Source organism: Aeromonas enteropelogenes (assembly GCF_000819845.1).
GTDB classification, from domain to species: Bacteria; Pseudomonadota; Gammaproteobacteria; order Enterobacterales; family Aeromonadaceae; genus Aeromonas; species Aeromonas enteropelogenes.
Window position 1 is genome coordinate 14,484 of sequence record NZ_CDCG01000013.1, and the last position, 20,707, is coordinate 35,190.

18 protein-coding genes, 9 tRNA genes and 1 pseudogene are annotated in these 20,707 nt (G+C 61.1%); 21 read left to right on the forward strand and 7 right to left on the reverse strand.

What is annotated here, in order from left to right:
• Positions 1 to 114 precede the first annotated feature (114 nt).
• The 6 genes from kdsA to hemA form a co-directional block, all read right to left on the reverse strand.
• Complete coding sequence (kdsA, locus tag BN1123_RS04695; protein WP_042025631.1) at positions 115 to 969, reverse strand: 3-deoxy-8-phosphooctulonate synthase; 855 nt, start codon at positions 967 to 969, stop codon at positions 115 to 117.
• 73 nt (positions 970 to 1,042) lie between these two features.
• The gene (locus tag BN1123_RS04700; RefSeq protein WP_026456911.1) at positions 1,043 to 1,843 is read right to left on the reverse strand and encodes a SirB1 family protein; all 801 of its coding nucleotides are present in this window, start codon (positions 1,841 to 1,843) and stop codon (positions 1,043 to 1,045) included.
• A 12-nt stretch (positions 1,844 to 1,855) separates the two neighbouring features.
• Complete coding sequence (locus BN1123_RS04705) at positions 1,856 to 2,239, reverse strand: SirB2 family protein (protein ID WP_042025632.1); 384 nt, start codon at positions 2,237 to 2,239, stop codon at positions 1,856 to 1,858.
• A 58-nt stretch (positions 2,240 to 2,297) separates the two neighbouring features.
• Positions 2,298 to 3,149 (reverse strand): peptide chain release factor N(5)-glutamine methyltransferase, encoded by an 852-nt coding sequence (gene prmC, locus BN1123_RS04710; RefSeq protein ID WP_042025633.1) that lies wholly within the window; start codon positions 3,147 to 3,149, stop codon positions 2,298 to 2,300.
• 61 nt (positions 3,150 to 3,210) lie between these two features.
• On the reverse strand, positions 3,211 to 4,299 hold the full coding sequence (gene prfA / locus BN1123_RS04715; protein ID WP_026456914.1) for a peptide chain release factor 1: 1,089 nt from the start codon (positions 4,297 to 4,299) through the stop codon (positions 3,211 to 3,213).
• A 51-nt stretch (positions 4,300 to 4,350) separates the two neighbouring features.
• Entirely contained in the window at positions 4,351 to 5,610 is a 1,260-nt protein-coding gene (gene hemA / locus BN1123_RS04720; protein WP_042025634.1) for a glutamyl-tRNA reductase, read from the reverse strand.
• A gap of 126 nt (positions 5,611 to 5,736) precedes the next feature.
• Between hemA and lolB the strand changes: the two genes are divergently transcribed.
• The 15 genes and pseudogenes from lolB to BN1123_RS04795 all read left to right on the forward strand — a co-directional run bounded on the left by lolB (position 5,737) and on the right by BN1123_RS04795 (position 14,043).
• Positions 5,737 to 6,315 carry a lipoprotein insertase outer membrane protein LolB gene (gene lolB / locus BN1123_RS04725; RefSeq protein ID WP_042025635.1) on the forward strand — a complete coding sequence of 193 codons (579 nt, stop codon included), beginning with the start codon at positions 5,737 to 5,739 and terminating at the stop codon, positions 6,313 to 6,315.
• A pseudogene (gene ispE, locus BN1123_RS04730) lies at positions 6,315 to 7,185 on the forward strand (4-(cytidine 5'-diphospho)-2-C-methyl-D-erythritol kinase). The gene lolB and the pseudogene ispE overlap by 1 nt, the downstream one beginning before the upstream one ends.
• Positions 7,165 to 7,239 (forward strand) — tRNA-Gln (locus BN1123_RS04735). Before ispE ends, BN1123_RS04735 begins: the two are co-directional and overlap by 21 nt.
• A gap of 171 nt (positions 7,240 to 7,410) precedes the next feature.
• Positions 7,411 to 8,358 carry a ribose-phosphate pyrophosphokinase gene (locus tag BN1123_RS04740; protein ID WP_026457470.1) on the forward strand — a complete coding sequence of 316 codons (948 nt, stop codon included), beginning with the start codon at positions 7,411 to 7,413 and terminating at the stop codon, positions 8,356 to 8,358.
• A 101-nt stretch (positions 8,359 to 8,459) separates the two neighbouring features.
• Positions 8,460 to 10,448, forward strand: coding sequence for a bifunctional metallophosphatase/5'-nucleotidase (locus BN1123_RS04745; protein WP_042025637.1), 1,989 nt, complete (start codon positions 8,460 to 8,462; stop codon positions 10,446 to 10,448).
• Positions 10,449 to 10,649: 201 nt separating this feature from the next.
• Entirely contained in the window at positions 10,650 to 11,240 is a 591-nt protein-coding gene (gene pth / locus BN1123_RS04750) for an aminoacyl-tRNA hydrolase (protein ID WP_026457963.1), read from the forward strand.
• A 60-nt stretch (positions 11,241 to 11,300) separates the two neighbouring features.
• Positions 11,301 to 12,392, forward strand: coding sequence for a redox-regulated ATPase YchF (ychF, locus tag BN1123_RS04755; RefSeq protein ID WP_026457962.1), 1,092 nt, complete (start codon positions 11,301 to 11,303; stop codon positions 12,390 to 12,392).
• A 713-nt stretch (positions 12,393 to 13,105) separates the two neighbouring features.
• Positions 13,106 to 13,182: transfer RNA gene (locus BN1123_RS04760), tRNA-Met, on the forward strand.
• An 8-nt stretch (positions 13,183 to 13,190) separates the two neighbouring features.
• Positions 13,191 to 13,265 (forward strand) — tRNA-Gln (locus BN1123_RS04765).
• 146 nt (positions 13,266 to 13,411) lie between these two features.
• Positions 13,412 to 13,486: transfer RNA gene (locus BN1123_RS04770), tRNA-Gln, on the forward strand.
• A gap of 41 nt (positions 13,487 to 13,527) precedes the next feature.
• Positions 13,528 to 13,602, forward strand: a tRNA-Gln gene (locus BN1123_RS04775).
• Positions 13,603 to 13,641: 39 nt separating this feature from the next.
• Positions 13,642 to 13,718 (forward strand) — tRNA-Met (locus BN1123_RS04780).
• Between the two features lie 44 nt (positions 13,719 to 13,762).
• A tRNA-Gln gene (locus BN1123_RS04785) sits at positions 13,763 to 13,837 on the forward strand.
• Positions 13,838 to 13,875: 38 nt separating this feature from the next.
• Positions 13,876 to 13,952: transfer RNA gene (locus tag BN1123_RS04790), tRNA-Met, on the forward strand.
• Between the two features lie 7 nt (positions 13,953 to 13,959).
• Positions 13,960 to 14,043 (forward strand) — tRNA-Leu (locus BN1123_RS04795).
• 165 nt (positions 14,044 to 14,208) lie between these two features.
• Here the strand turns inward: BN1123_RS04795 and BN1123_RS04800 are convergent.
• Positions 14,209 to 16,041, reverse strand: coding sequence for an SLC13 family permease (locus BN1123_RS04800; RefSeq protein ID WP_042025638.1), 1,833 nt, complete (start codon positions 16,039 to 16,041; stop codon positions 14,209 to 14,211).
• Between the two features lie 260 nt (positions 16,042 to 16,301).
• On the opposite strand from BN1123_RS04800, the gene pnuC reads away from it, so the two are divergent.
• The 6 genes from pnuC to BN1123_RS04830 all read left to right on the forward strand — a co-directional run bounded on the left by pnuC (position 16,302) and on the right by BN1123_RS04830 (position 20,706).
• On the forward strand, positions 16,302 to 17,018 hold the full coding sequence (gene pnuC, locus BN1123_RS04805) for a nicotinamide riboside transporter PnuC (RefSeq protein ID WP_042025640.1): 717 nt from the start codon (positions 16,302 to 16,304) through the stop codon (positions 17,016 to 17,018).
• 3 nt (positions 17,019 to 17,021) lie between these two features.
• Positions 17,022 to 17,747 (forward strand): nucleoside phosphorylase, encoded by a 726-nt coding sequence (locus BN1123_RS04810; RefSeq protein ID WP_042025641.1) that lies wholly within the window; start codon positions 17,022 to 17,024, stop codon positions 17,745 to 17,747.
• Positions 17,748 to 17,851: 104 nt separating this feature from the next.
• A complete protein-coding gene (locus tag BN1123_RS04815) occupies positions 17,852 to 18,523 on the forward strand; it encodes a Crp/Fnr family transcriptional regulator (RefSeq protein WP_042025642.1) in 672 nt (223 codons plus the stop codon).
• A 24-nt stretch (positions 18,524 to 18,547) separates the two neighbouring features.
• Entirely contained in the window at positions 18,548 to 18,874 is a 327-nt protein-coding gene (yqfB, locus tag BN1123_RS04820) for a N(4)-acetylcytidine aminohydrolase (RefSeq protein WP_042025643.1), read from the forward strand.
• 86 nt (positions 18,875 to 18,960) lie between these two features.
• On the forward strand, positions 18,961 to 19,881 hold the full coding sequence (locus tag BN1123_RS04825) for an alpha/beta hydrolase (protein ID WP_042025644.1): 921 nt from the start codon (positions 18,961 to 18,963) through the stop codon (positions 19,879 to 19,881).
• Between the two features lie 75 nt (positions 19,882 to 19,956).
• Complete coding sequence (locus BN1123_RS04830) at positions 19,957 to 20,706, forward strand: DUF1266 domain-containing protein (protein WP_042025645.1); 750 nt, start codon at positions 19,957 to 19,959, stop codon at positions 20,704 to 20,706.
• Position 20,707: the final 1 nt, after the last annotated feature.

Below are 20,707 nucleotides of genomic sequence, written 5' to 3' on the forward strand. Positions count from 1 at the left end.
TGCACAGCCTGCCCTCAAAAACGGCCCCCGGGGGCCGTTTTTCATGGCCACAAGCCAGACTCGCCAAACAAAAAGGCCCCGCATCGCGGGGCCTTTTGCTATCCATTGCCAGTATCAGGCAGAGGTATCGAGGGGCTCGAAACCCTTGATCAGATCGTCGATAGCCTTCATCTGCTTGAGGAAACCTTCCAGCTTCTCCAGCGGCAGGGCGCTCGGGCCATCACAGCGGGCCACCTTCGGATCCGGGTGGGATTCGATGAACAGACCCGCCAGACCTACCGCCATGCCGGCGCGGGCCAGCTCGGTCACCTGCTCGCGGCGACCACCGGATGCGGCGCCCATGGGATCGCGGCACTGCAGGGAGTGAGTCACGTCGAAGATGACCGGGTAGCCGCCCGTGCTCTTCTTCATCACGCCCAAGCCCAGCATGTCCACCACCAGGTTGTCGTAACCGAAGTTGGCACCGCGCTCGCACAGGATCAGGCGATCGTTGCCGCACTCCTCGAACTTGTCGGTGATGTTCTTCATCTGGCTCGGGCTGAGGAACTGCGGCTTCTTGATGTTGATGACGTTGCCGGTACGGGCCATGGCCTCCACCAGGTCGGTCTGGCGCGCCAGGAAGGCGGGCAGCTGGATGACATCCACTACCTCGGCCACCGGTTTGGCCTGCCACGGCTCGTGCAGATCGGAGATGACCGGCATGCCAAAGGTCGCTTTCAGCTCCTCAAAGATCTTCATCCCCTCTTCCAGACCCGGACCGCGGTAGGAGTGGATGGAGGAGCGGTTGGCCTTGTCCCAGCTCGCCTTGAACACGAATGGAATGCCCAGCTTGCTGGTCACTTCCACGTACTTCTCGCACACCGCCATCGCCATGTCGCGGGATTCCAGCACGTTCATGCCACCAAACAGCACGAACGGCTTGTCGTTGGCGACGTCGATCTGGTTGATCTTGATATTCTTCTGTTCCATCTCGGGCATCCTTAAGTGAAGAGGCTTGGGCACACCGGCCTTGATATTCTTCTGTTTCAATTCCCAGGCCTCCTTAATGGAGGGGCTTGGGAGTCAGATCCAGCGCGGCCAGCTGTGCCTTCAGCACATCTGCCACCGGATCATCCGGGCATTGTTCAATGAAATATTCAAAATCTTCCGCCGCCTGGCGGGGGCAGTCGAGCTGCTCGTAGATGAAGCCGCGATCCCGCGTCTCCAGGGGATCGCCGGGTTTCATCCGCAGCAGCAGTTCGCTGCAGCGCAGGGCCTCGGCCATGCGATCTTCCCGCAGCAGGGCTCCCTTGCTGACGTTGAGCAGCCGCTCGATGATCTCCCACTGACCGGAGGGCTGCAAATAATCCGGGGTCAGGGTCGCCAGATCCCCCAGGGCACCGCGCAGCAGCAGTTCGATACGGGCCAGGGTCAACTCGTCACCGGTGAAGGGATCGACATAGACCTCCCCCTCACCACCGGCAAAGCTCACCAGGAAGTGGCCGGGGAAGCAGATCCCCTCCACATCCAGCCCGAGTTTGCGCCCCAGCTGGATGATGAGGATACCGAGACTGACCGGGATCCCCTTGCGCTGCATCAGCACCTGGTTGATGTCGCAGTTCTGCGCCGAGAAATAATCCTGCCAGTCGCCGTAAAAGCCAAGGCGGTGGTAGAAGCCTTCAAGCAGTTGCTGGCGCACCTCGTCACAGGTGCCTTCGGCTATCTGTTCATCCAGCCACTCGTCGAGCAAGTCCAGCTCGCGCAGCCCCTGCCCGGCCGAGCCATATACCTCGTGACTCACCGCCAGCGCCAGCTCGGTGAGGTCATGGGCTTCAAAGTCGGTCCATTCGTCTATACGTAACATCGTCTTCATGCCTTAACCGAACAAACTCGCCTGTTTGAGCAGTGCCAGCTTGGCAATAAAATAGATCCATCCCAGTGCCCCGAGAAAGGAGCACCAGCGCACCAGGTTGCTTTTGGCCAGCCGCAACGCCATGGCGGCCAGGAACACCAGCACCAGGATGCCCATCAGCTTTTCGCTGAGCCAGGGAGTCCCGTTGTTGAAGGGGTTGAGATCCAGCACCATGCACAGCAGCACGCCCGAGAGAACTACCAGGCCATTGAGCAGGCCGCTCACCTTCAGCACGGGGACACTATAGGCCCGGTCAGAGCCGGCCTGAACCCAGTAAAAGCGAACCATGAACAAGAGCACGGCCCCGGCAATCAGGGTCAGGTGCAGATGCTTGAGCACAAAATACATATTCAATCCTTGGCCGCTGGGTCATCACCCAGCGACTCGTCAAACCGGTTAAAAGGATTTAGCAGGCCGGACACTGACCCAGGGTGACCCGCTCGTTGTCCCCGTAATCGCGCACCGTGGTCACGGCGCGATAGCCACGCGCCAGCAGCAGCTGACGCACGGCGGCACCCTGCTCCCAGCCATGCTCCAGCAGCAACCAGCCATCCGCCAGCAGATGGGCAGGCGCCTCGGCCACTATGTGGCGAATATCCGCCAGCCCCGCCTCGTCGGCCACCAGGGCCGAACGAGGTTCGAAGCGCACATCCCCCTGCTCGAGATGAGGATCGGCGCTGTCGATATAGGGCGGGTTGGAGACAATCACCGCGAAACGGGGGGCCTTATCCAAGAGCGGATCGCAAAGCGGCGCGAACCAGCTGCCGTCGCGAACCGTGATGGGCAAATCCAGCGCGGCGCTGTTCTCGCGGGCCAGGGCCGCGGCATCCGCCATCCTGTCCACCGCCCATACATCGGCATCGGGCCGCTCGGACTTGAGCGCCAATGCGATGGCGCCGGTGCCGGTGCCCAGATCCAGCAGGGCGCAGGGGCCTGCGGGCAACCGTGCCAGCGCCTGTTCGACCAGCACCTCGGTATCGGGGCGCGGGATCAGAGTCGCCGGACTCACCTTGAGGGACAGCGACCAGAACTCCCGCTCCCCCACCAGGTGGGCGATGGGTTCGCCATTGAGGCGACGGACGAGCCAGCCCTGCAGGGTCGCCTGCTGGGCGTCATCGAGTTCGCGCTCGGGCCAGGTCATCAGGTAGCTGCGCCGGCACTTCAGCAGATGGCAGAGCAGCACATCGGCATCGGCACGGGGAGATTCGCCCCCCGCCAGGGTCGCCATGATGTGGGCGCGGGCTTGCTGGATTTGCATCAGTTTCCCCCCACCTTATTCGTCCCACTCTGAATGCGAGCTTGCCGGATCTGCGTTTGCATCAATTGCTCTCGGCCAGGGAGGCGAGCTGATCGGCCTGATACTCCTGCACCAGCGGCGTGATGACGCAGTCCAGATCCCCTTCCAGGATCTCGGAGAGGCGATAGAGGGTGAGGTTGATCCGGTGCTCGGAGAGACGCCCCTGGGGATAGTTGTAGGTGCGGATGCGCTCGGAGCGATCCCCCGACCCCACCAGGTTGCGACGGGTGCTCTGCTCGGCGGCCCGGTGACGCTCATCCTCGGCCGCCTGCAGGCGGGCGGAGAGCACCGACATTGCCTTGGCGCGGTTCTTGTGCTGGGAGCGCTCGTCCTGGCACTCCACCACCAGGCCGGTCGGCAGGTGGGTAATGCGAATGGCGGAGTCGGTCTTGTTGACGTGCTGACCACCGGCACCGGAGGCACGGAAGGTGTCGATCTTCAGCTCGGACGGGTTGATCTCGATCTGTTCAGCCTCCGGCACTTCCGGCAGTACGGCGACGGTACAGGCGGAGGTGTGCACCCGCCCCTGGGATTCGGTTTCCGGCACCCGCTGCACCCGATGACCACCGGACTCGAACTTGAGACGGCCGTAGACGTGCTCGCCATCGATCTTGGCGATCACCTCCTTGTAGCCACCGTATTCCCCGTCGTTGCAGCTGACGATGGAGACGCGCCAGCCCTGGCGCTCGGCAAAGCGCGAATACATGCGAAACAGGTCGCCCGCGAAGATCGCCGCCTCGTCACCACCGGCACCGGCGCGGATCTCCAGATAGCAGTTGTTGTCATCCTTGGGATCCTTGGGCAGCAGCATCACCTGCAACTCCTGCTCCAGCGCCTCCAGCGCCGCCTTGGCGACCGGCAGCTCCTCCTGCGCCATCTCGCGCAGGTCGGCATCCTCCTCCTCCAGCATCAGCTGGGTGGTCTCGAGATCCTCCTGGGCCTGACGGAAACGCTGGAAGGCGTGAACGATATCCTCCAGCTGGGCATATTCCCGGGTCAGGGCGCGATAACGCTCCTGATCCGAGACCACGTCCGGCTCGCCGAGCATGGCCTGTACTTCTTCGTGGCGCTCGATGAGGCCTTCCAGCTTTCTGATCAGTGACGGATTCATAACTCTTGCAATCTCAATGGAGGAGAGGACGACCGGCTGGCCGCCCGAACACTATGACTCTTGTGACAACCCCAGCGCCTGACGCAACCGGGACAGGGCGCTCTCGTCACCCTGGGAGGCCGCCTGGCGCAGGGCCTGGGTCGGCGCGTGGATCAACTTGTTGGTGAGGCGATGGGCCAGCGCCTTGAGCGCCTGCTCGGCACTCTCGCCCTGGGCCAGGGCCTGCAGGGCCCGCTGCAGCTCCTCGTCGGCAACCTGCTGGGAGTGCTGGCGATAGTCGCGGATGAGATCCACCGAATTCTGGCCGCGATACCAGCCCATGAATTCGTCACGCTCTTCCTGCACGATGAGCTCCGCCTCGGCGGCCGCCCGCTTGCGGGTTTCGAGGTTCTGCTCGATGATCCCCTGCAGATCGTCCACCGTGTAGAGATAGGCATCAGAGAGCTCGTCCACCTCGGCCTCGATATCCCGCGGCACGGCGATATCCACCAGGAACATGGGCTTGAAGCGGCGCGCCTTGAGGGCCCGCTCCACCATGCCCTTGCCGATGATGGGCAAGGGGCTCGCGGTCGAGCTGATGACGATGTCCGCCTCGTGCAAGTAATCCGGGATCTCTTCGAGGGTCATCACCTGGGCGCCGAACTCGGCCGCCAGGGTCTGGGCCCGCTGCAGGGTGCGGTTCGCCACCATCATCTGGGTGACGTCCTGTTCGCGCAGATGACGGGCCACCAGTTCGATGGTCTCGCCGGCGCCGACCAGCAGCACCTTGGTCTGGGAGAGATCGGAGAAGATCCGCCGCGCCAGGCTGACGGCAGCGAAGGCTACCGACACGGCGCTGGCCCCGATCTCGGTATCGGTGCGCACCCGTTTTGCTACCGAGAAGGACTTCTGGAACAGCCGCTCCAGCGCTCCCTTGATCGCTTCCGACTGCTGGGCATGGGCGTAGGATTGCTTGATCTGCCCCAGGATCTGCGGCTCTCCCAGCACCAGGGAGTCGAGACCGCAGGCCACCCGCATCAGGTGGCGCACCGCCTCTTCGTCATGGTGCTGATAGATGGCGCTGACCAGTTCGGCCGCATCCAGCCCGTGAAACTGCTGCAACCAGCGCAATACAGCCTCTTGCTGCTCCCCGTCCAGATTGCAATAAAGTTCGGTCCGGTTGCAGGTGGAGACGATCACCGCCTCGCTGACACCGGGTTGGCTCACCAGCTCACGCAGGGCGCGATCGATGCAGTCCGGGCCAAAGGCGACCCTTTCTCGCAAGGCGACACTGGCGGTGTTGTGGTTGATTCCGAGGGCAAGCAAACTCATGAGTGGGCGACGGTCATTTCATACGCTGGGTGCAAAGGCTGCCAATTGTACGAGAAAGGGTAAGTCTTTAAAAGCAATACGGCCGCCCCGTATACTGTGGCAAATTCCCCTCTCTGGAGCCTTGCCTTGCTGCTACGTATTTTCACCCTCGCCTGCCTGCTGATCCTCGGCGGCTGTGCCACCACCCAGCCCCAGCGGGACCAGGTGAACTGGAACCAGGAGCGTACCCGGCTCGAGCAGCTGACCCATTGGCAGCTTTCCGGCAAGATGGCCATCATCACCCCCCAGCAGAAGGGCAGCGCCCGCCTCAACTGGCAGCAGGACGGCGATGACTATCGCCTCAACCTCACCAGCCTGATCGGCACCAGCATTCTGGAGCTCTCCCGCAACAAGGGCGAGATCACCCTGCTCGACAGCGATGGCAACCGCCACCAGAGCCAGGATGCCGAGGCGCTGATCTATCAGCTCACCGGCTGGCACATCCCGGTCGCCGGATTGCCGGAGTGGATCAAGGGGCTGCCGGGCCAGGCCGAATTCGAGCTCAATCCCGACGCCAGCCTGGCCAGCGTCCGTGACGGTCAGTGGCAGATAGCCTATGGCGATTATCGGGATCAGGATGGCTACCGCCTGCCGCACCAGCTCACCATGACCGGCCAGGGCAGCCGCCTCAAGCTTCAGATCAACCAATGGACTCTCGCTCGCTGATGAACCCGACCCGCTGGCCGGCACCGGCCAAACTCAACCTGTTTCTCCACGTAAATGGCCGTCGTCCGGACGGCTATCACGAACTGCAGACCCTGTTCATCTTCCTCGATCACGGCGACTGGCTGGAATTCGACCCGCTCCCCGGCACCAATCTGCTGACCCTGAGCCCGGCCATTCCCGGCGTGCCCGATGAACAAAACCTCATCATCCGCGCCGCCCGCCTGCTGCAGGCAAAACTGCCGAGCCCACAAGGGGCCCATATCCGGCTGGAGAAGGTCTTGCCTATGGGCGGCGGCATCGGCGGCGGCTCATCGGATGCGGCCACTACCCTGGTGGCCCTCAACCATCTCTGGCAGGCCGGTTTGAGCGAAGACGAGCTGGCGGATCTCGGCGTCCAGCTGGGGGCCGACGTGCCGGTGTTTGTGCGCGGCAGAGCCGCCTTTGCCGAGGGAGTGGGCGAGCGGCTGCAACCCGTCGAAGTGCCCTCTGCCTGGTATCTGGTGCTCAAGCCAGATTGCCATGTGGCGACCGCGGCCGTGTTCCAGGATCCGGACCTGCCGAGAGATACCCCGAAGATGGCATTGCACAATCTGCTGGAAGGGGAGTGGAAAAACGATTGCGAATTACTGGTGAAAAAGCGCCACCCCGAGGTTGCCAATGCGCTCGGCTGGTTGCTAGAATACGCGCCGTCAAGAATGACGGGCACAGGAGCCTGCGTCTTTGCTCAGTTTGAAGACGAAGTGACTGCTCGGGAAGTGTTGGCCAAAGTGCCGAAGGGACTGGATGGGTTTGTCGCCAAGGGCGAGAACATATCACCACTCTTTGTCACTTTGCAACAGTTCAAATGATTGGGGTATCGCCAAGCGGTAAGGCAGCGGGTTTTGATCTCGCCATTCCTAGGTTCGAATCCTAGTACCCCAGCCAATTTGAGCGAGGAAGCGTGGGCGATGTCGTGCTAGCCCACCGACCTGAAGTGCTCCGTTTCACTGCGGCAGACATCTTGCTCGTTATCTTGATAAATCGTTTGCCCCCAAACGATCCGGGTCTGATTTCAGACTCCCCCACATACTGGATGCAACCCCGAGGTTTCAAACCGTGCCTGACATGAAGCTGTTTGCTGGTAACGCAACGCCGGAACTAGCCCAGAAGATCGCAGATCGCCTGTTTATCAAACTCGGCAATGCTGCCGTAGGTCGCTTTAGCGACGGCGAGATCAGCGTACAGATCAACGAGAATGTACGTGGTGGCGATATCTTCATCATTCAATCCACCTGTGCCCCGACCAACGACAATTTGATGGAATTGATCGTCATGGTGGATGCACTGCGTCGTGCTTCAGCTGGCCGTATCACTGCCGTTATCCCCTATTTTGGTTATGCCCGTCAGGACCGCCGCGTCCGCTCCGCCCGTGTGCCCATCACCGCCAAGGTTGTCGCCGACTTCCTCTCCAGCGTCGGTGTGGATCGCGTACTGACCGTTGACCTGCATGCCGAGCAAATCCAGGGCTTCTTCGACGTTCCGGTAGACAACGTGTTCGGTAGCCCGGTGCTGCTGGAAGACATGAAGTCCAAGAACCTCGAGGCCCCTGTTGTCGTCTCTCCGGACATCGGCGGCGTAGTCCGAGCCCGTGCCATCGCCAAGCTGCTGGATGACACCGACATCGCCATCATCGACAAGCGCCGTCCCCGCCCGAACGTCTCCCAGGTCATGCATCTGATCGGTGACGTTGCCGGCCGCGACTGCATCATCGTCGATGACATGATCGACACCGGCGGCACCCTGTGCAAGGCTGCCGAAGCCCTGAAAGAGCGTGGTGCCAAGCGCGTATTCGCCTACGCGACTCACCCGGTCTTCTCCGGCTCCGCCGTCGACAACATCAAGAACTCCGTGATCGACGAACTGATCATCACCGACTCCATCCCGCTTACCCCGGAGATGAAGGCGGTTGGCAAGGTCAAGCAACTGACCCTCTCGACCGTACTGGCCGAAGCCATTCGTCGTATCAGCAACGAAGAGTCCATCTCTGCCATGTTCGAGCATTGATGGATGCTGTATCAACGAAAACCGCCTACCGGCGGTTTTCGTCTTTCTAGCACCCTGATATCTGGTACTACCCTGCCCCCGGCAGGATTAAGGATTTGTCCATGAATTGCTTGCGTCCTCTCCTGCTCGCAACCCTCACCTCCGCCCTGTTCGCCTGTCAGCCCGCCAAAGAGAACCAGCCCTTCGTGCTGGCCCTGGCACACATGAACGACACCCACTCCCAGTTCGATCCGGTCAACGCCGAGCTGACGGGACATATCTTCAACAAGGACGAGGAGACGGACACCCTCTACACCCGCTTTGGCGGCTATCCGCGCCTGCTCACCATGGCAAAGGCCTACCAGGCCGAGGCGCTGGCCAAGAACCAGCCCCTGCTGCTGCTGCACGGCGGCGATGCCTGGCAAGGCAGCGGCTACTTCAAGCTCAACGAGGGGATGGCCAACGCCGAGTTGCTAAGCCAGTTCGGCCTCGATGCCATGGCGCTCGGCAACCACGAATTCGATCTCGACAACCAGAAGCTGGCCCGCTTCATCGAGGGGGTCAACTTCCCGGTGCTGGCCGCCAACCTGGATACCCGTGACGATCCGGCCCTGGGCAAGGCCAGCAATCTCAAGCCTTTTGTCGTCTATGCCTTCGACGGCAACCAGAAAAGCCCGGTCACCGATCTCAACAACCTGCCGCAAGGCAAACAGCTGGTCGCCGTAATGGGACTGGTGCTGGAAGACATGGGCAATATCGCCCCCAACGTGGGCAAACTGCGCTTTGACAAGGAGGTGGCCTCGGCCCAGGCCACGGTCGACATACTGCAGGCCAAAGGCATTCACCAGATCGTCGCCCTGACCCACATCGGCAACGAGCGGGATCTGGCGCTGGCGGCCAAGGTCAACGGTATCGATGCCATCGTCGGCGGCCACTCTCACAGCCTGCTCGGCGATTTTCGCAATATCGGCTGGGGCAAGACCGGCGAGTACGCCAAGCTGGTGACCAACCCGGACGGCATCGGCAAAACCTGCGTGGTGCAGGCGGGCTCCTACGCCCAGGCCATCGGCCTGGCCCAGGTGAGCTTCGACAGCCAGGGTCAGGTGCAGGATTGCCAGGGCAACAACAGCCTGCTGGCCAGCCGCGACTTCTTCGCCGATCCGGCCCGCAGCCAACCCCTCGACAAGCAGGGCAGCAAAAAGGCGAGTCAGTTCATCGACAACCAACCCAACCTGGTGACCGTGGATGAGGATCCGCGCCTGCGCGGCATCATCGACAGCCACTACAAACCGGCGCTGGATAAAGCCTATGGCCCGGTGATCGGCACCATCCCCGCTCAGCTGCAAAATGCCCGTCGCCCCGGCGACAACGGCAGCGACAGCCACGGCTCGGATGTCGCCCCCCTGGTCGCCGAAGGGCAGTATTACTGGGCCAACACCCCGGCGGTGCAAGCCCTGACCGGTGGTCCGGTGGACTTCTCCCTGGTGGCGGTAGGTGGCGTGCGCGCCGATCTGCCGGCCGGCGAATGGCGCGAAGGGGACAGTGCCCTCACCCTGCTGCCGTTCAAGAACCAGCTCGCGGTGCTGAGCCTGACCGGTGCCGATGTGCGTTCCCTCTTGAGCGAAACCATCACTACCACCCTGCCCGCCAGCGCCCACGCCGGCAAGTTCCCCTATGGCGGCCACCTGCGTTACACCTTCCAGGAAACGGAAGCAGGCAAGGCGGGCACCCTCACCCAGCTGCAATACCAGAGGGCCGATGGCCAGTGGCAGGATCTGATGGATGGCCAGCGCTACCGGGTGGTGATGAATGCTTACAGCGCCAACGGCAATGATGGCTGGCAGGCGCTGGCCGATGCCCAGCGCCAGCAGAGCGAACGGGTCGACATCGCCAGCGTCAACGGCAAGCTGGCCGCCTTCCCGGTGCTCAAGGTGGAACAGAGCGGCGAGCGGCTCAATGCCATCTATGCCAACGGCAAGGCACTCGATTGCAAGGCAAAAGGGGTGGATTGCGGCACCGATGCCGCCTCCTTCGTGCAGTACGTGCGCGAGGCTCGCCCCAACCTGACCGCCCTGGACGAGGAGACGGTCACCCTGCTGCGCGCCAAATAAAGGCGCCACGAGATGAACCGGCACGGGCCTCTTGCAAGAGGCCCGTTTGCCGAACGTTGGCCGCCAAATCGCGGGCAGATCCCGCCATTTCATGGGCACCCCGTGCACATCGGTTGAGTGATCGCCACTCGGCGGCTAGAATATTGCGTCCTATTGCCCTGGGTAGTGTACCCAGGACAGCTGCGAGTGAAGACATCAAGCGTGACAAGTCAAATCAAACTGATCGTGGGTCTGGGCAATCCCGGCCCGGAGTATGCCAAGACCCGCCACAATGCGGGTGCCTGGTACGTGGAGCAACTGGCCCGCTGGCACAATGCCAGCCTGCGTGAAGAGCCCAAGTTCTTCGGCCACACTGCCCGTATCCAGGTCGAGGGGCAGGATGTGCGACTGCTCATCCCGAACACCTATATGAACCTCTCGGGCAAGGCGGTCGCCGCGCTGGCACGCTTCTATCAGATTGAACCGGAAGCCATTCTGGTTGCCCACGACGAGCTTGACCTGCCTCCGGGCATCGCCAAGTTCAAGCAGGGTGGTGGCCACGGCGGCCACAACGGCCTCAAGGACATCATCGCCAAGATGGGCAACAACAATAACTTCTTCCGGCTGCGCCTCGGGATCGGTCATCCCGGCGCCAAGGAGCAAGTTGCCGGTTTCGTGCTGACCAAGGCACCGAGCAGCGAACAGAACCTGATCGACGCCGCGCTGGATGAATCCCTGCGCGCCACCGACATCCTGTTCAAACAAGATATGACCAAGGCCATGAACCGCTTGCACAGCTTCAAGGCCGAATAAAGCATGACACGGGCCGCCTGCGGGCGTCCCTTACAGCATCCATCAATAAGGTAACAATCCATGGGTTTTAAATGCGGTATCGTGGGCCTGCCCAATGTAGGCAAATCCACCCTGTTCAACGCGCTGACCAAGGCCGGTATCGAAGCCGCCAACTTCCCGTTCTGCACCATCGAGCCGAACACTGGCGTGGTGCCGATGCCGGATCCCCGCCTTGATGCCCTGGCCGAGATCGTCAAGCCCCAGCGTGTCCTGCCAACCACCATGGAATTCGTGGACATCGCCGGTCTGGTTGCCGGTGCCTCCAAGGGCGAGGGTCTGGGCAACCAGTTCCTGGCCAACATCCGTGAAACCGAAGCGATCGGTCACGTGGTGCGCTGCTTCGACGACGAAAACATCATTCACGTTGCCGGCAAGGTCTCCCCGGCCGATGACATCGAGGTGATCAACACCGAGCTGGCCCTCTCCGACCTGGATGCCTGCGAGCGCGCCATCCACCGCCAGGCCAAGCGTGCCAAGGGCGGCGACAAGGATGCCAAGCTGGAAGTGGAAGTGCTGGAGAAGATCAAGGTGGCCCTGGAAAACGGCCAGATGATCCGCGGCATGAAGCTGGACAAGGAAGAGCTGGCCGCCGTCAGCCACCTCAACTTCCTGACCTTGAAGCCCACCATGTACATCGCCAACGTGGCGGAAGATGGTTTCGAGAACAACCCCTATCTGGACAAGGTGCGTGAAATCGCCGCCGCCGAGAACGCGGTAGTGGTTGTGGTCTGCTGCGCCATCGAGGCGGACATCGCCGAGCTGGATGATGAAGACCGCGCCGAATTCATGGCGGATCTGGGTATCGAAGAGCCGGGCCTGAACCGGGTGATCCGCTCCGGCTACCAGTTGCTGAACCTGCAGACCTACTTCACCGCCGGTGTGAAAGAGGTTCGCGCCTGGACCATCCCGGTCGGCGCCACTGCCCCGCAGGCGGCAGGCAAGATCCACACCGACTTCGAGAAGGGCTTTATCCGCGCCCAGACCATCGCCTTTGAAGACTTCATCACTTACAAGGGTGAGCAGGGCGCCAAGGAAGCGGGCAAGATGCGCGCCGAAGGGAAAGACTACATCGTCAAGGATGGCGATATCATGAACTTCCTGTTCAACGTCTAATCGCGTTTCCCTTTGGTACAGGTCAACAGGCCTGTGCCAAGGTAATACCGCAGATAACAAGAAGCCCATCCGGCAACGGATGGGCTTCTTCTTTAGCGATTCCCCCTGTTTCTTCTCCATCCTCCATATCCCCCAGCCCCTTGAGCAACCCCTGCTACCCTGCGTTTACTGTGAGGACGGCCCTACGGATGAGCGCGACACCCAACAGCAGGCCAGCACGGGGTCCGCTCCCCCTGCCACTGAGACCTCTATTCCCTTGCCCAGAGGAGCAGCGAAAATCCCCTCTCCCTCTGCCCGATTGAAGCAGGCAAAAACGGCCTCACAGCATATTTGCCTCCGGCAACCCGATACAAAGCGCATTTATCTCCCAGCCGGAGGCACCAAACGGCTGATTTTAAACGATGCGACTCATGGAGAATGATCATTGTGACGACAGAATCCATGGCAAAGGGCTGCAAGCTCGCTCTCTTCACCCTAACCTCATGACAGTGCAGCAATTCCACGCCCGAGTTTTGCTGTACCCTGCTTGCCGAAAGAGTCGGAATGATTTAAAAAAATGCAGATTGTTGGGCTTTTGCGCAACAGAGGCCAATAACTGGTCAAACGCACTCAAATTGAGTTTTTCTGGCAAAAAAAGGGTTGACGCCCCAGAGCCAGATACGCATAATTCGGCCCGCACGGTGACGAGGTAACGACTCACCGGAAGCAAGGTTGGCTATGTAGCTCAGTTGGTTAGAGCATCGCACTCATAATGCGGGGGTCACAGGTTCGAATCCCGTCATAGCCACCATCTCTAGTTGGGGTATCGCCAAGCGGTAAGGCAGCGGGTTTTGATCTCGCCATTCCTAGGTTCGAATCCTAGTACCCCAGCCATTATTTCAGTTGCCGGCATATAGGTGTTGGTGACAGGTCAAGGGAAGCCGTGATGAGTGTTGAACTCGTCAATGTGTCCAGGTTCAAATCCTGGTATCCCGGCCACTGTTAAAAGATGTTTGATAGATTCTGTCAGGCATCGCTGTTGGGGTATCGCCAAGCGGTAAGGCAGCGGGTTTTGATCTCGCCATCCCTAGGTTCGAATCCTAGTACCCCAGCCATTTTTTAAAGATGTTTGATAGTCTCTGTCAGGCATCACTGTTGGGGTATCGCCAAGCGGTAAGGCAGCGGGTTTTGATCTCGCCATCCCTAGGTTCGAATCCTAGTACCCCAGCCATCTTTCTGTTCTCTTCCACTTAGGTGGTCGATAACAAACGGCTATGTAGCTCAGTTGGTTAGAGCATCGCACTCATAATGCGGGGGTCACAGGTTCGAATCCCGTCATAGCCACCATTTTAAAATGTTCCTTTCAATCTCATGATTGTGAAGAACGCTGTTGGGGTATCGCCAAGCGGTAAGGCAGCGGGTTTTGATCTCGCCATCCCTAGGTTCGAATCCTAGTACCCCAGCCATTTTCTGTTCTCTTCCACTTAGGTGGTCGATAACAAACGGCTATGTAGCTCAGTTGGTTAGAGCATCGCACTCATAATGCGGGGGTCACAGGTTCGAATCCCGTCATAGCCACCATCAATTTGCGGAAGTGGCGAAATTGGTAGACGCACCAGATTTAGGTTCTGGCGCCCTAGGCGTGAGAGTTCGAGTCTCTCCTTCCGCACCATTGAAAGCGTCATCAAACAGACCAGCTCAGGCTGGTTTTTTTGTATCTGGCATTTGCCTCTTCCCCCCCAGTTCTCTCTTTTCTCCTTTTCGATTGTCACGACGCCCATCGTCCGGCTTGCCCATAAAAAAGCGGCCCGCAGGCCGCCATCGTTCAGGTTCCAGTTCAGAACGGGAAAAACCAGGGGATCGCCACCACGCTCACCCCCATCACCAGCAGGGTGAAGGGAACGCCGATGCGGATGAAGTCAGCGAAGCGATAGTTGCCAGGCCCCAGCACCAGGGTGTTGACCGGTGACGAGACCGGCGTCATGAAGGCAGCCGAGGCGGCAATGGCAATGGTCATGGCAAACGGATAGGGAGAAACCCCCATCTGCTGGGCCGTGCCCAGTGCAATGGGTGCCATCAGCACCGCCGTCGCCGTGTTGGAGATGAACAGCCCGATCACGGCGCACAGGGCAAACAGGCTGGCCAGCATCACCCTGGGCCCCATGTTGCCCACCAGCGCCATCAAACCATCGACGATAAGATCCACCCCGCCAGTCTTTTGCAGTGCCAGCGCAAAGGGGAGCATGCCGACGATAAGGATCAGGGTTGGCCAGTGAATGGACTTGTAGGCACTCTCCATATCGATGCAGCGGAACTTGCCCATCAGCAGGCAAGCGATAAGGGCCGCAATCACGTTGGGCACGGGATCGGTCACCATCAGCAATATCATCACCCCGAGCGCGATCAGGGCGTGAATGGCCTGGCTGCGGGCGGGCGCCATCTCGTCCACCTCGGCCGGTAGCCCCATCAGCAGAAAATCGCGGCTATGGGTCTGCAACTGCCGGATATGGCTCCAGTTGCCCACCACCAGCAGGGTATCCCCCATCAGCAGCGGCTCGTCCACCAGCTTGCCCGCCAGCGCCTCCCCGTCGCGGCGGATCCCCACCACACTCAGGCCATAGGTGGAGCGAAACGCCACCTCGCGGATGCTCTTGCCCAGCAGATTGGATTCGGGAATGAGGGAGACCTCCGCCATACCCACCTCCCGCGCCTGATCCGAGAAGTATTCGCCGCGCAGTATCATGGGTTCGAGCCGCGCCTCGCTGCAGAAGTGACGGACATCCACCCCGGGATCGGACATGTCGATCAGCAGCACGTCCCGGGCCTGAAACTCGCTGATGCCGGAGACGGGCACCATCACCCGCCGGAATTTTCGCCAGCGCTCCACCCCGATGACGTTGGCGCCAAAGCGGGCGCGTAGCTGCAGCTCGTCCAGGGTATGGCCAATCAGGGGGGAATCGGGCCTCAGCCCCAGCCGGCGGGCCCGACCGGTCAGGCGATAATCGCGGATAAGATCGCGCAGGGTGCGCCGCCCCGGCCCCTTGCTGACGCCGGACTCCCCCTGCCGCACCAGGGAGCCACGCACCAGCAACATGTAACCCAGGCCGCACACCAGAATCAGGGCCCCAAGAGGGGTGAAGCTGAAGAAGGTAAAACCGTGGATGCCATGGCGCATCATCTCGCTGTTGACCACCATGTTGGGGGGCGTCGCCACCAGCGTCATCATGCCGCTGATAAGGCCGGCAAAGCCGAGCGGCATCATCAACCGGCCTGCCGGTATCTCCATCCGGTTCGCCACGCTCAGCACCACGGGAATGAAAATGGCCACCACGCCGGTCGAACTCATCACGGCGCCGAGGGTCGCCACTGCCACCATCAGCAACACCAGCAAGCGGGTTTCGCTGTTTCCCGCCACCTTCACCAGCCAGTCCCCCACCTGATAGGCGATGCCGGTGCGTACCAGCCCCTCCCCCACCACGAACAGGGCGGCGATCAGGATGACGTTGGGGTCGCTGAAGCCTGCCAGCGCCTCCTGCAGGGTCAGGGTGTCGCTCAGCACGAATAGGATGACCACACCGAGGGCGACCACATCCATGCGCACCTTGTTGGTCATGAAGAGATAGATGGCCCCGGCCAGCAGGCAGAGCACCCAGATCAACTCGGAATTCAATGACACCTCCTTTTTACCGCCCGGTTTATCCTCCCGAAGAGTGGACTCTATCAGACCACAGCCTGAGCGCTATCGTCTTGCTGCACATCAATAAACCCCGGCCCCTGATGAGCCATAACTCATCAAGGCTTGAATAGGGACATCACTGGCGATTTCTTTGATATGACGCAAGCCGGGGGCGGACAAAAGTCCTGCCCCGCGATCCGCATCGGCCCTAGAATGGCCACCTCGCGTCATTCCACACTGCCAAGGACAAGCAAATGAGCATATTCGAGTGGTTCAGTATCAATCACACCCTGGTGACCATCCCCCTGGGCGGTGGCTACGCCATGTCATGGATCGAAGCCATCGGCACCCTGTTTGGGCTGGCCTGCATCTGGCTGGCCAGCCAGGAGAAGACCATCAACTACCTGTTCGGTCTCATCAACGTCACCCTGTTCGCCATCATCTTCTTCCAGATCCAGCTCTACGGCCTGTTGCTGCTGCAGCTGTTCTTCTTCTGCGCCAACCTCTATGGCTGGTACGCCTGGACCCGCCCGACCAACGATCAGGGTGACCACCTGCAGATCCGCTGGCTCAGCAAACCCAAGCTCATCGCCACCGCGCTGGTAAGCGTGCTGGCCATCGCCCTGCTGACCCGCTATATCGACCCTGTCTTTGCCACTTTGGCTCGCACTTCTGTCTCCCTGCTCAACGCCTTCGGCGCCGGTCTGACGCTGCCAGAGCCACAGCCCGACGCCTTCCCGTTCTGGGATGCCACCATGACGGTGCTCTCCGTGGTCGCCCAGATCCTGATGACCCGCAAATACGTGGAGAACTGGATCCTGTGGGTCGTCATCAACATCATCAGCGTCGGCATCTATGCCGCCCAGGGGGTCTACGCCATGTCCCTGGAGTACCTGATCCTGCTGTTCATCGCCGCCAACGGCACCCGCCTCTGGGTGTTGGCCGCCAAACGCCAGCAACAAGGGGCCTGAGCCATGACCCTGTTACCCCATCTGCAATGTCGCCCGGATCAGATTGCCGAGCGGGTGGTGCTGTGCGGCGACCCGGCCCGGGTCGACCGCATCGCCAGCCAGCTAGAGCAGTGCGAATCGCTCGGCCAGCACAGGGAATTTCGCCTGATCAACGGTCACTACCGGGGGCAAGCCATTACCGTCTGCAGTACCGGCATCGGCGGGGCTTCTGCCATCATCGCCCTGGAGGAACTGGTACAATCCGGCGCCCGCACTCTAGTCCGGGTCGGCTCCGCCGGTGCCCTGCAGCATGAGATAGCGCTGGGGGATCTTATCGTGGTGGAAGGGGCCATTCGTCATGATGGCGCCTCCCTGGCCTATCTGCCCGCCGAGTACCCCGCCTGCGCCGATATTCGGCTGCAAGCCGCCCTGCTAGACCATATCGCCACCAGCGGCCATCCCCACTGGCACGGGCTGGTTCGCTCCCACGACAGCTTCTACCGGGATGACGAGCTGGCAGTGTGCCGCTACTGGCATCAGCGGGGCGTGCTCGGCGCCGACATGGAAACCGCATCGCTCCTGACGGTGGGACGCTTTCGCCAGGTGCGGGTCGCCGCCGTGCTTTGCAACGTGGTACCGTTCGAACAGGATGTGCAGCAGGGGGTGGGCGACTACGCCAGCGCCGAGCAGGCCATGATGGCTGCCGAGCGGCTCGCCGCCACCGCCGCCCTCGAGGCACTGGTGCAATAACGCCGCAAACCGTTAACTGCGGCACATCCCGCCTGACGCGGGCTGGTATCCGGCCCGCGCTCTTGCTAGCCTCATGCCCCTTCATCCGGTTCATCAGGTTTGCCATGCAGCGACAGCCCTACCCCATCGGGCGCTTTCACGCCGAACTCAAGGCCCTCGAACCCCGCTTTGCCGCGGCGCTGGCCGAGTGCAGCCTGCATCTGCGCCGCTACCTGCCGGGGGAACCCATCATGTGCCAGGGGGAGCAGAGCGAATGCCTCTATCTGGTGGAGAGTGGGCGGGTCTCTCTCAACAGCACTGTGCACTCGGGGCGCATCTTCCAGCTCGGGGAAATCGCCTGCCACCACCAGATCTTCGGCGAGATGGAGTTCTTCAGCGCCACCCCGGTGCAGTGGAGCGTGGTGGCCGAGACCGAGCTGGATGCCAGCGTCATCTGCGCTCACAAGCTGGCCCAGCGGCTGCTGGACGAACCTGCACTGACCCTCTTCTTCGCTTCGGCCCTGGCCAGTGACTACCTGGATACCCTGGAGATCACCACCAGCCGCTTGCTGCACCCCATCGCCTACAACATCGCCTTCGAGCTATGGCGCGAGCGCCAGCGCACCCCCATGCTGGGGTCGCGCAAACGGGCCCGTGAGGCGGCGCGTTTCGGCACCACGGAGCGGGTCTATCGCCGCGCCCTCAAGGAGCTGATCGAGCAGGGGATCCTGAGCGAGGGGCCCGACGGCCCCGCCATCGCCGATCTCGACAAGCTGCGCGCCTATCTCGACCTTTGACGTTTAATCACCATCGGAGTCCCCATGTCTGTTTCCAGCTACCCCGAGTTCACCTTCTTCAGCCGTTTCGTGGCCGATATCCAGGCGGGCCGCAAGACCATCACCATCCGCGACGAGAGCGAGGCAGGTTGGCAACCGGGCCAGCACCTCGCTCTTTTCACCAACCCGGAGCACCAGCCGTTTGGCACCATAGAGGTACTGTCGGTCACGCCGGTGGCCTTCGACGCCATGAGCGAGGAACACGCCCGCCAGGAGAACATGACCCTGGCCGAACTGAAAGAGGTGATCCGCGTCATCTATCCCGCGCTGCCGCCACTCTATGTGATTGAATTCAAACTGGTTGAAACCTGATTTTGTGAACCGCCGCATGCCGCTTCGCTTGTGCTCCCGAATAGGAAGCGCACAATGCCTGTTTTTATATACAAGTATTATGCATCATGGAGAAACAACTTGAACCGGCCATTGCAGCCATGGTGGCAGACTTCATTGCAGCGGGTTGCCCCAAAGCGAGTGATCTGAGCTGGGAAGAGAGGCGAGCAGGCTACCTCGCCTCTGCCGAACTGGGTGGCAAACGGGAGGAAGTAGGCTGCATCGAAGAGTGGCAGGCAGAGCATTATGCCATCCGTCTCTATCAGCCCGTCGCTCCCTCACGCTCCCCTTCTCCTGCGCTGATCTACTTTCATGGCGGCTGCTTTGTCAGTGGAGAGTTCGAAACCCACGACCGCCAGATGCGGATGTTGTGCAACCGGGCCAATGCGCTGGTGTTTGCCATACACACCCGCCTCGCCCCCGAGCATACCTATCCGGCCGCCCATGATGATGCCCTGGCGGCAACCCTTGCCATCATAGGTGATATCACAAAGTGGCAGGGAGACCCGAACCGCATCGTGCTCGCCGGGGACAGTGCAGGCGGTCATCTTGCCCTCGTGACCACCTTGCGCCTCAAGAAGAGAGGCGCCCCGTTGCCGGCCGCCCAGATCCTCATCTATCCGATGCTCGATGCCCTGGGAGAGAGCGAAAGCTATCGCCAATTCGGTGACCACTACCTCATCACTCGCGACATGCTGTTAAGCGGTTTTCAGGCCTATCTGGGCAAACTGCCCGCTAGTGACCATCAGGTGAGTCCGCTTCGCCACCCCGCCCTTCAAGGCCTGCCCCCGACCCATATAGTGACCGCCGAATACGATCCCCTGCGGGACGAAGGAGAGACCCTCTATCACAAGCTGCTGCAAGCGGGGGTGAGCGCCACCTGCCAGCGGCAACTCGGAGTGATTCATGGTTTCTTCCAGCTGGCAGGAGTCAGCCCGGCGGCTCGCCAACTTATCGCCCGGCTCGCGGCACTGATAAAGGAGTTATAAAACAGCTGCAATTGCATCCATTTTGGTCCGACTTTATAGTCTACAACTTGTTCCAAACGCGACTGGCTTCCGACCATGCTTAATAGTGCCAACCTTGCTCCCCACGAAAGATGGTGGCTGACTTTGACCTCGCCGCAGATCGCCTTCCAGACCGAGTGGCGGGAATACCTCAAGCCCACCTCCCTGCGAGAGGGGCTCGAAGAACCCGATACACTCGCAGAGGACTGGGGCATTGAGAATCGTCTCGACTTGCACCGGCAGGTCCGTCAGCTGGCCTTTGGCGACTGTCACGGGCATCTCATGCTCGAGGAGTACGGCGCCTTTCACTGCCTGCAACCAAGCCAGTGGCAAGCCATGCGAGAGCGCGCAACCTCGCCGCGTCACCGCGCCTCACTCGACTTCGTGGCTCGTACCGCCCCCTATATCGGCCCTCATGGTGTGCAGGCGTGGGACTATGGGCGCGCATCCTATCTGACCCGGGAAGGACTTAGATTAGGTTGGGTAAGCGAGGAGGAGTTCGGCTTTATCCACAACCATCTCGCCCACCAGGCTCGTCGGCGTTATGGCTCCTGGGAACAGTACACCCAGGCCTGGTATGCCGGCCGCTGCCTATGGAAATTCAGTCATGAAGAGGGGGAGCCGGAGCAAGCCGCCCAGGCTCTGCTGCACGGCTGGATTGCCAGGGAGATGAGGACAATGCTGGCCGATGCGCTCAGGGATAAGGAGAACCCGATCCACGGACAGAGCTGGTACGAGGTCCCCCTACCCGACATAGAACAGCCCCAAAGCCTCATTGACCTCCTCAACAGCGAGCCGCAGGAATAAA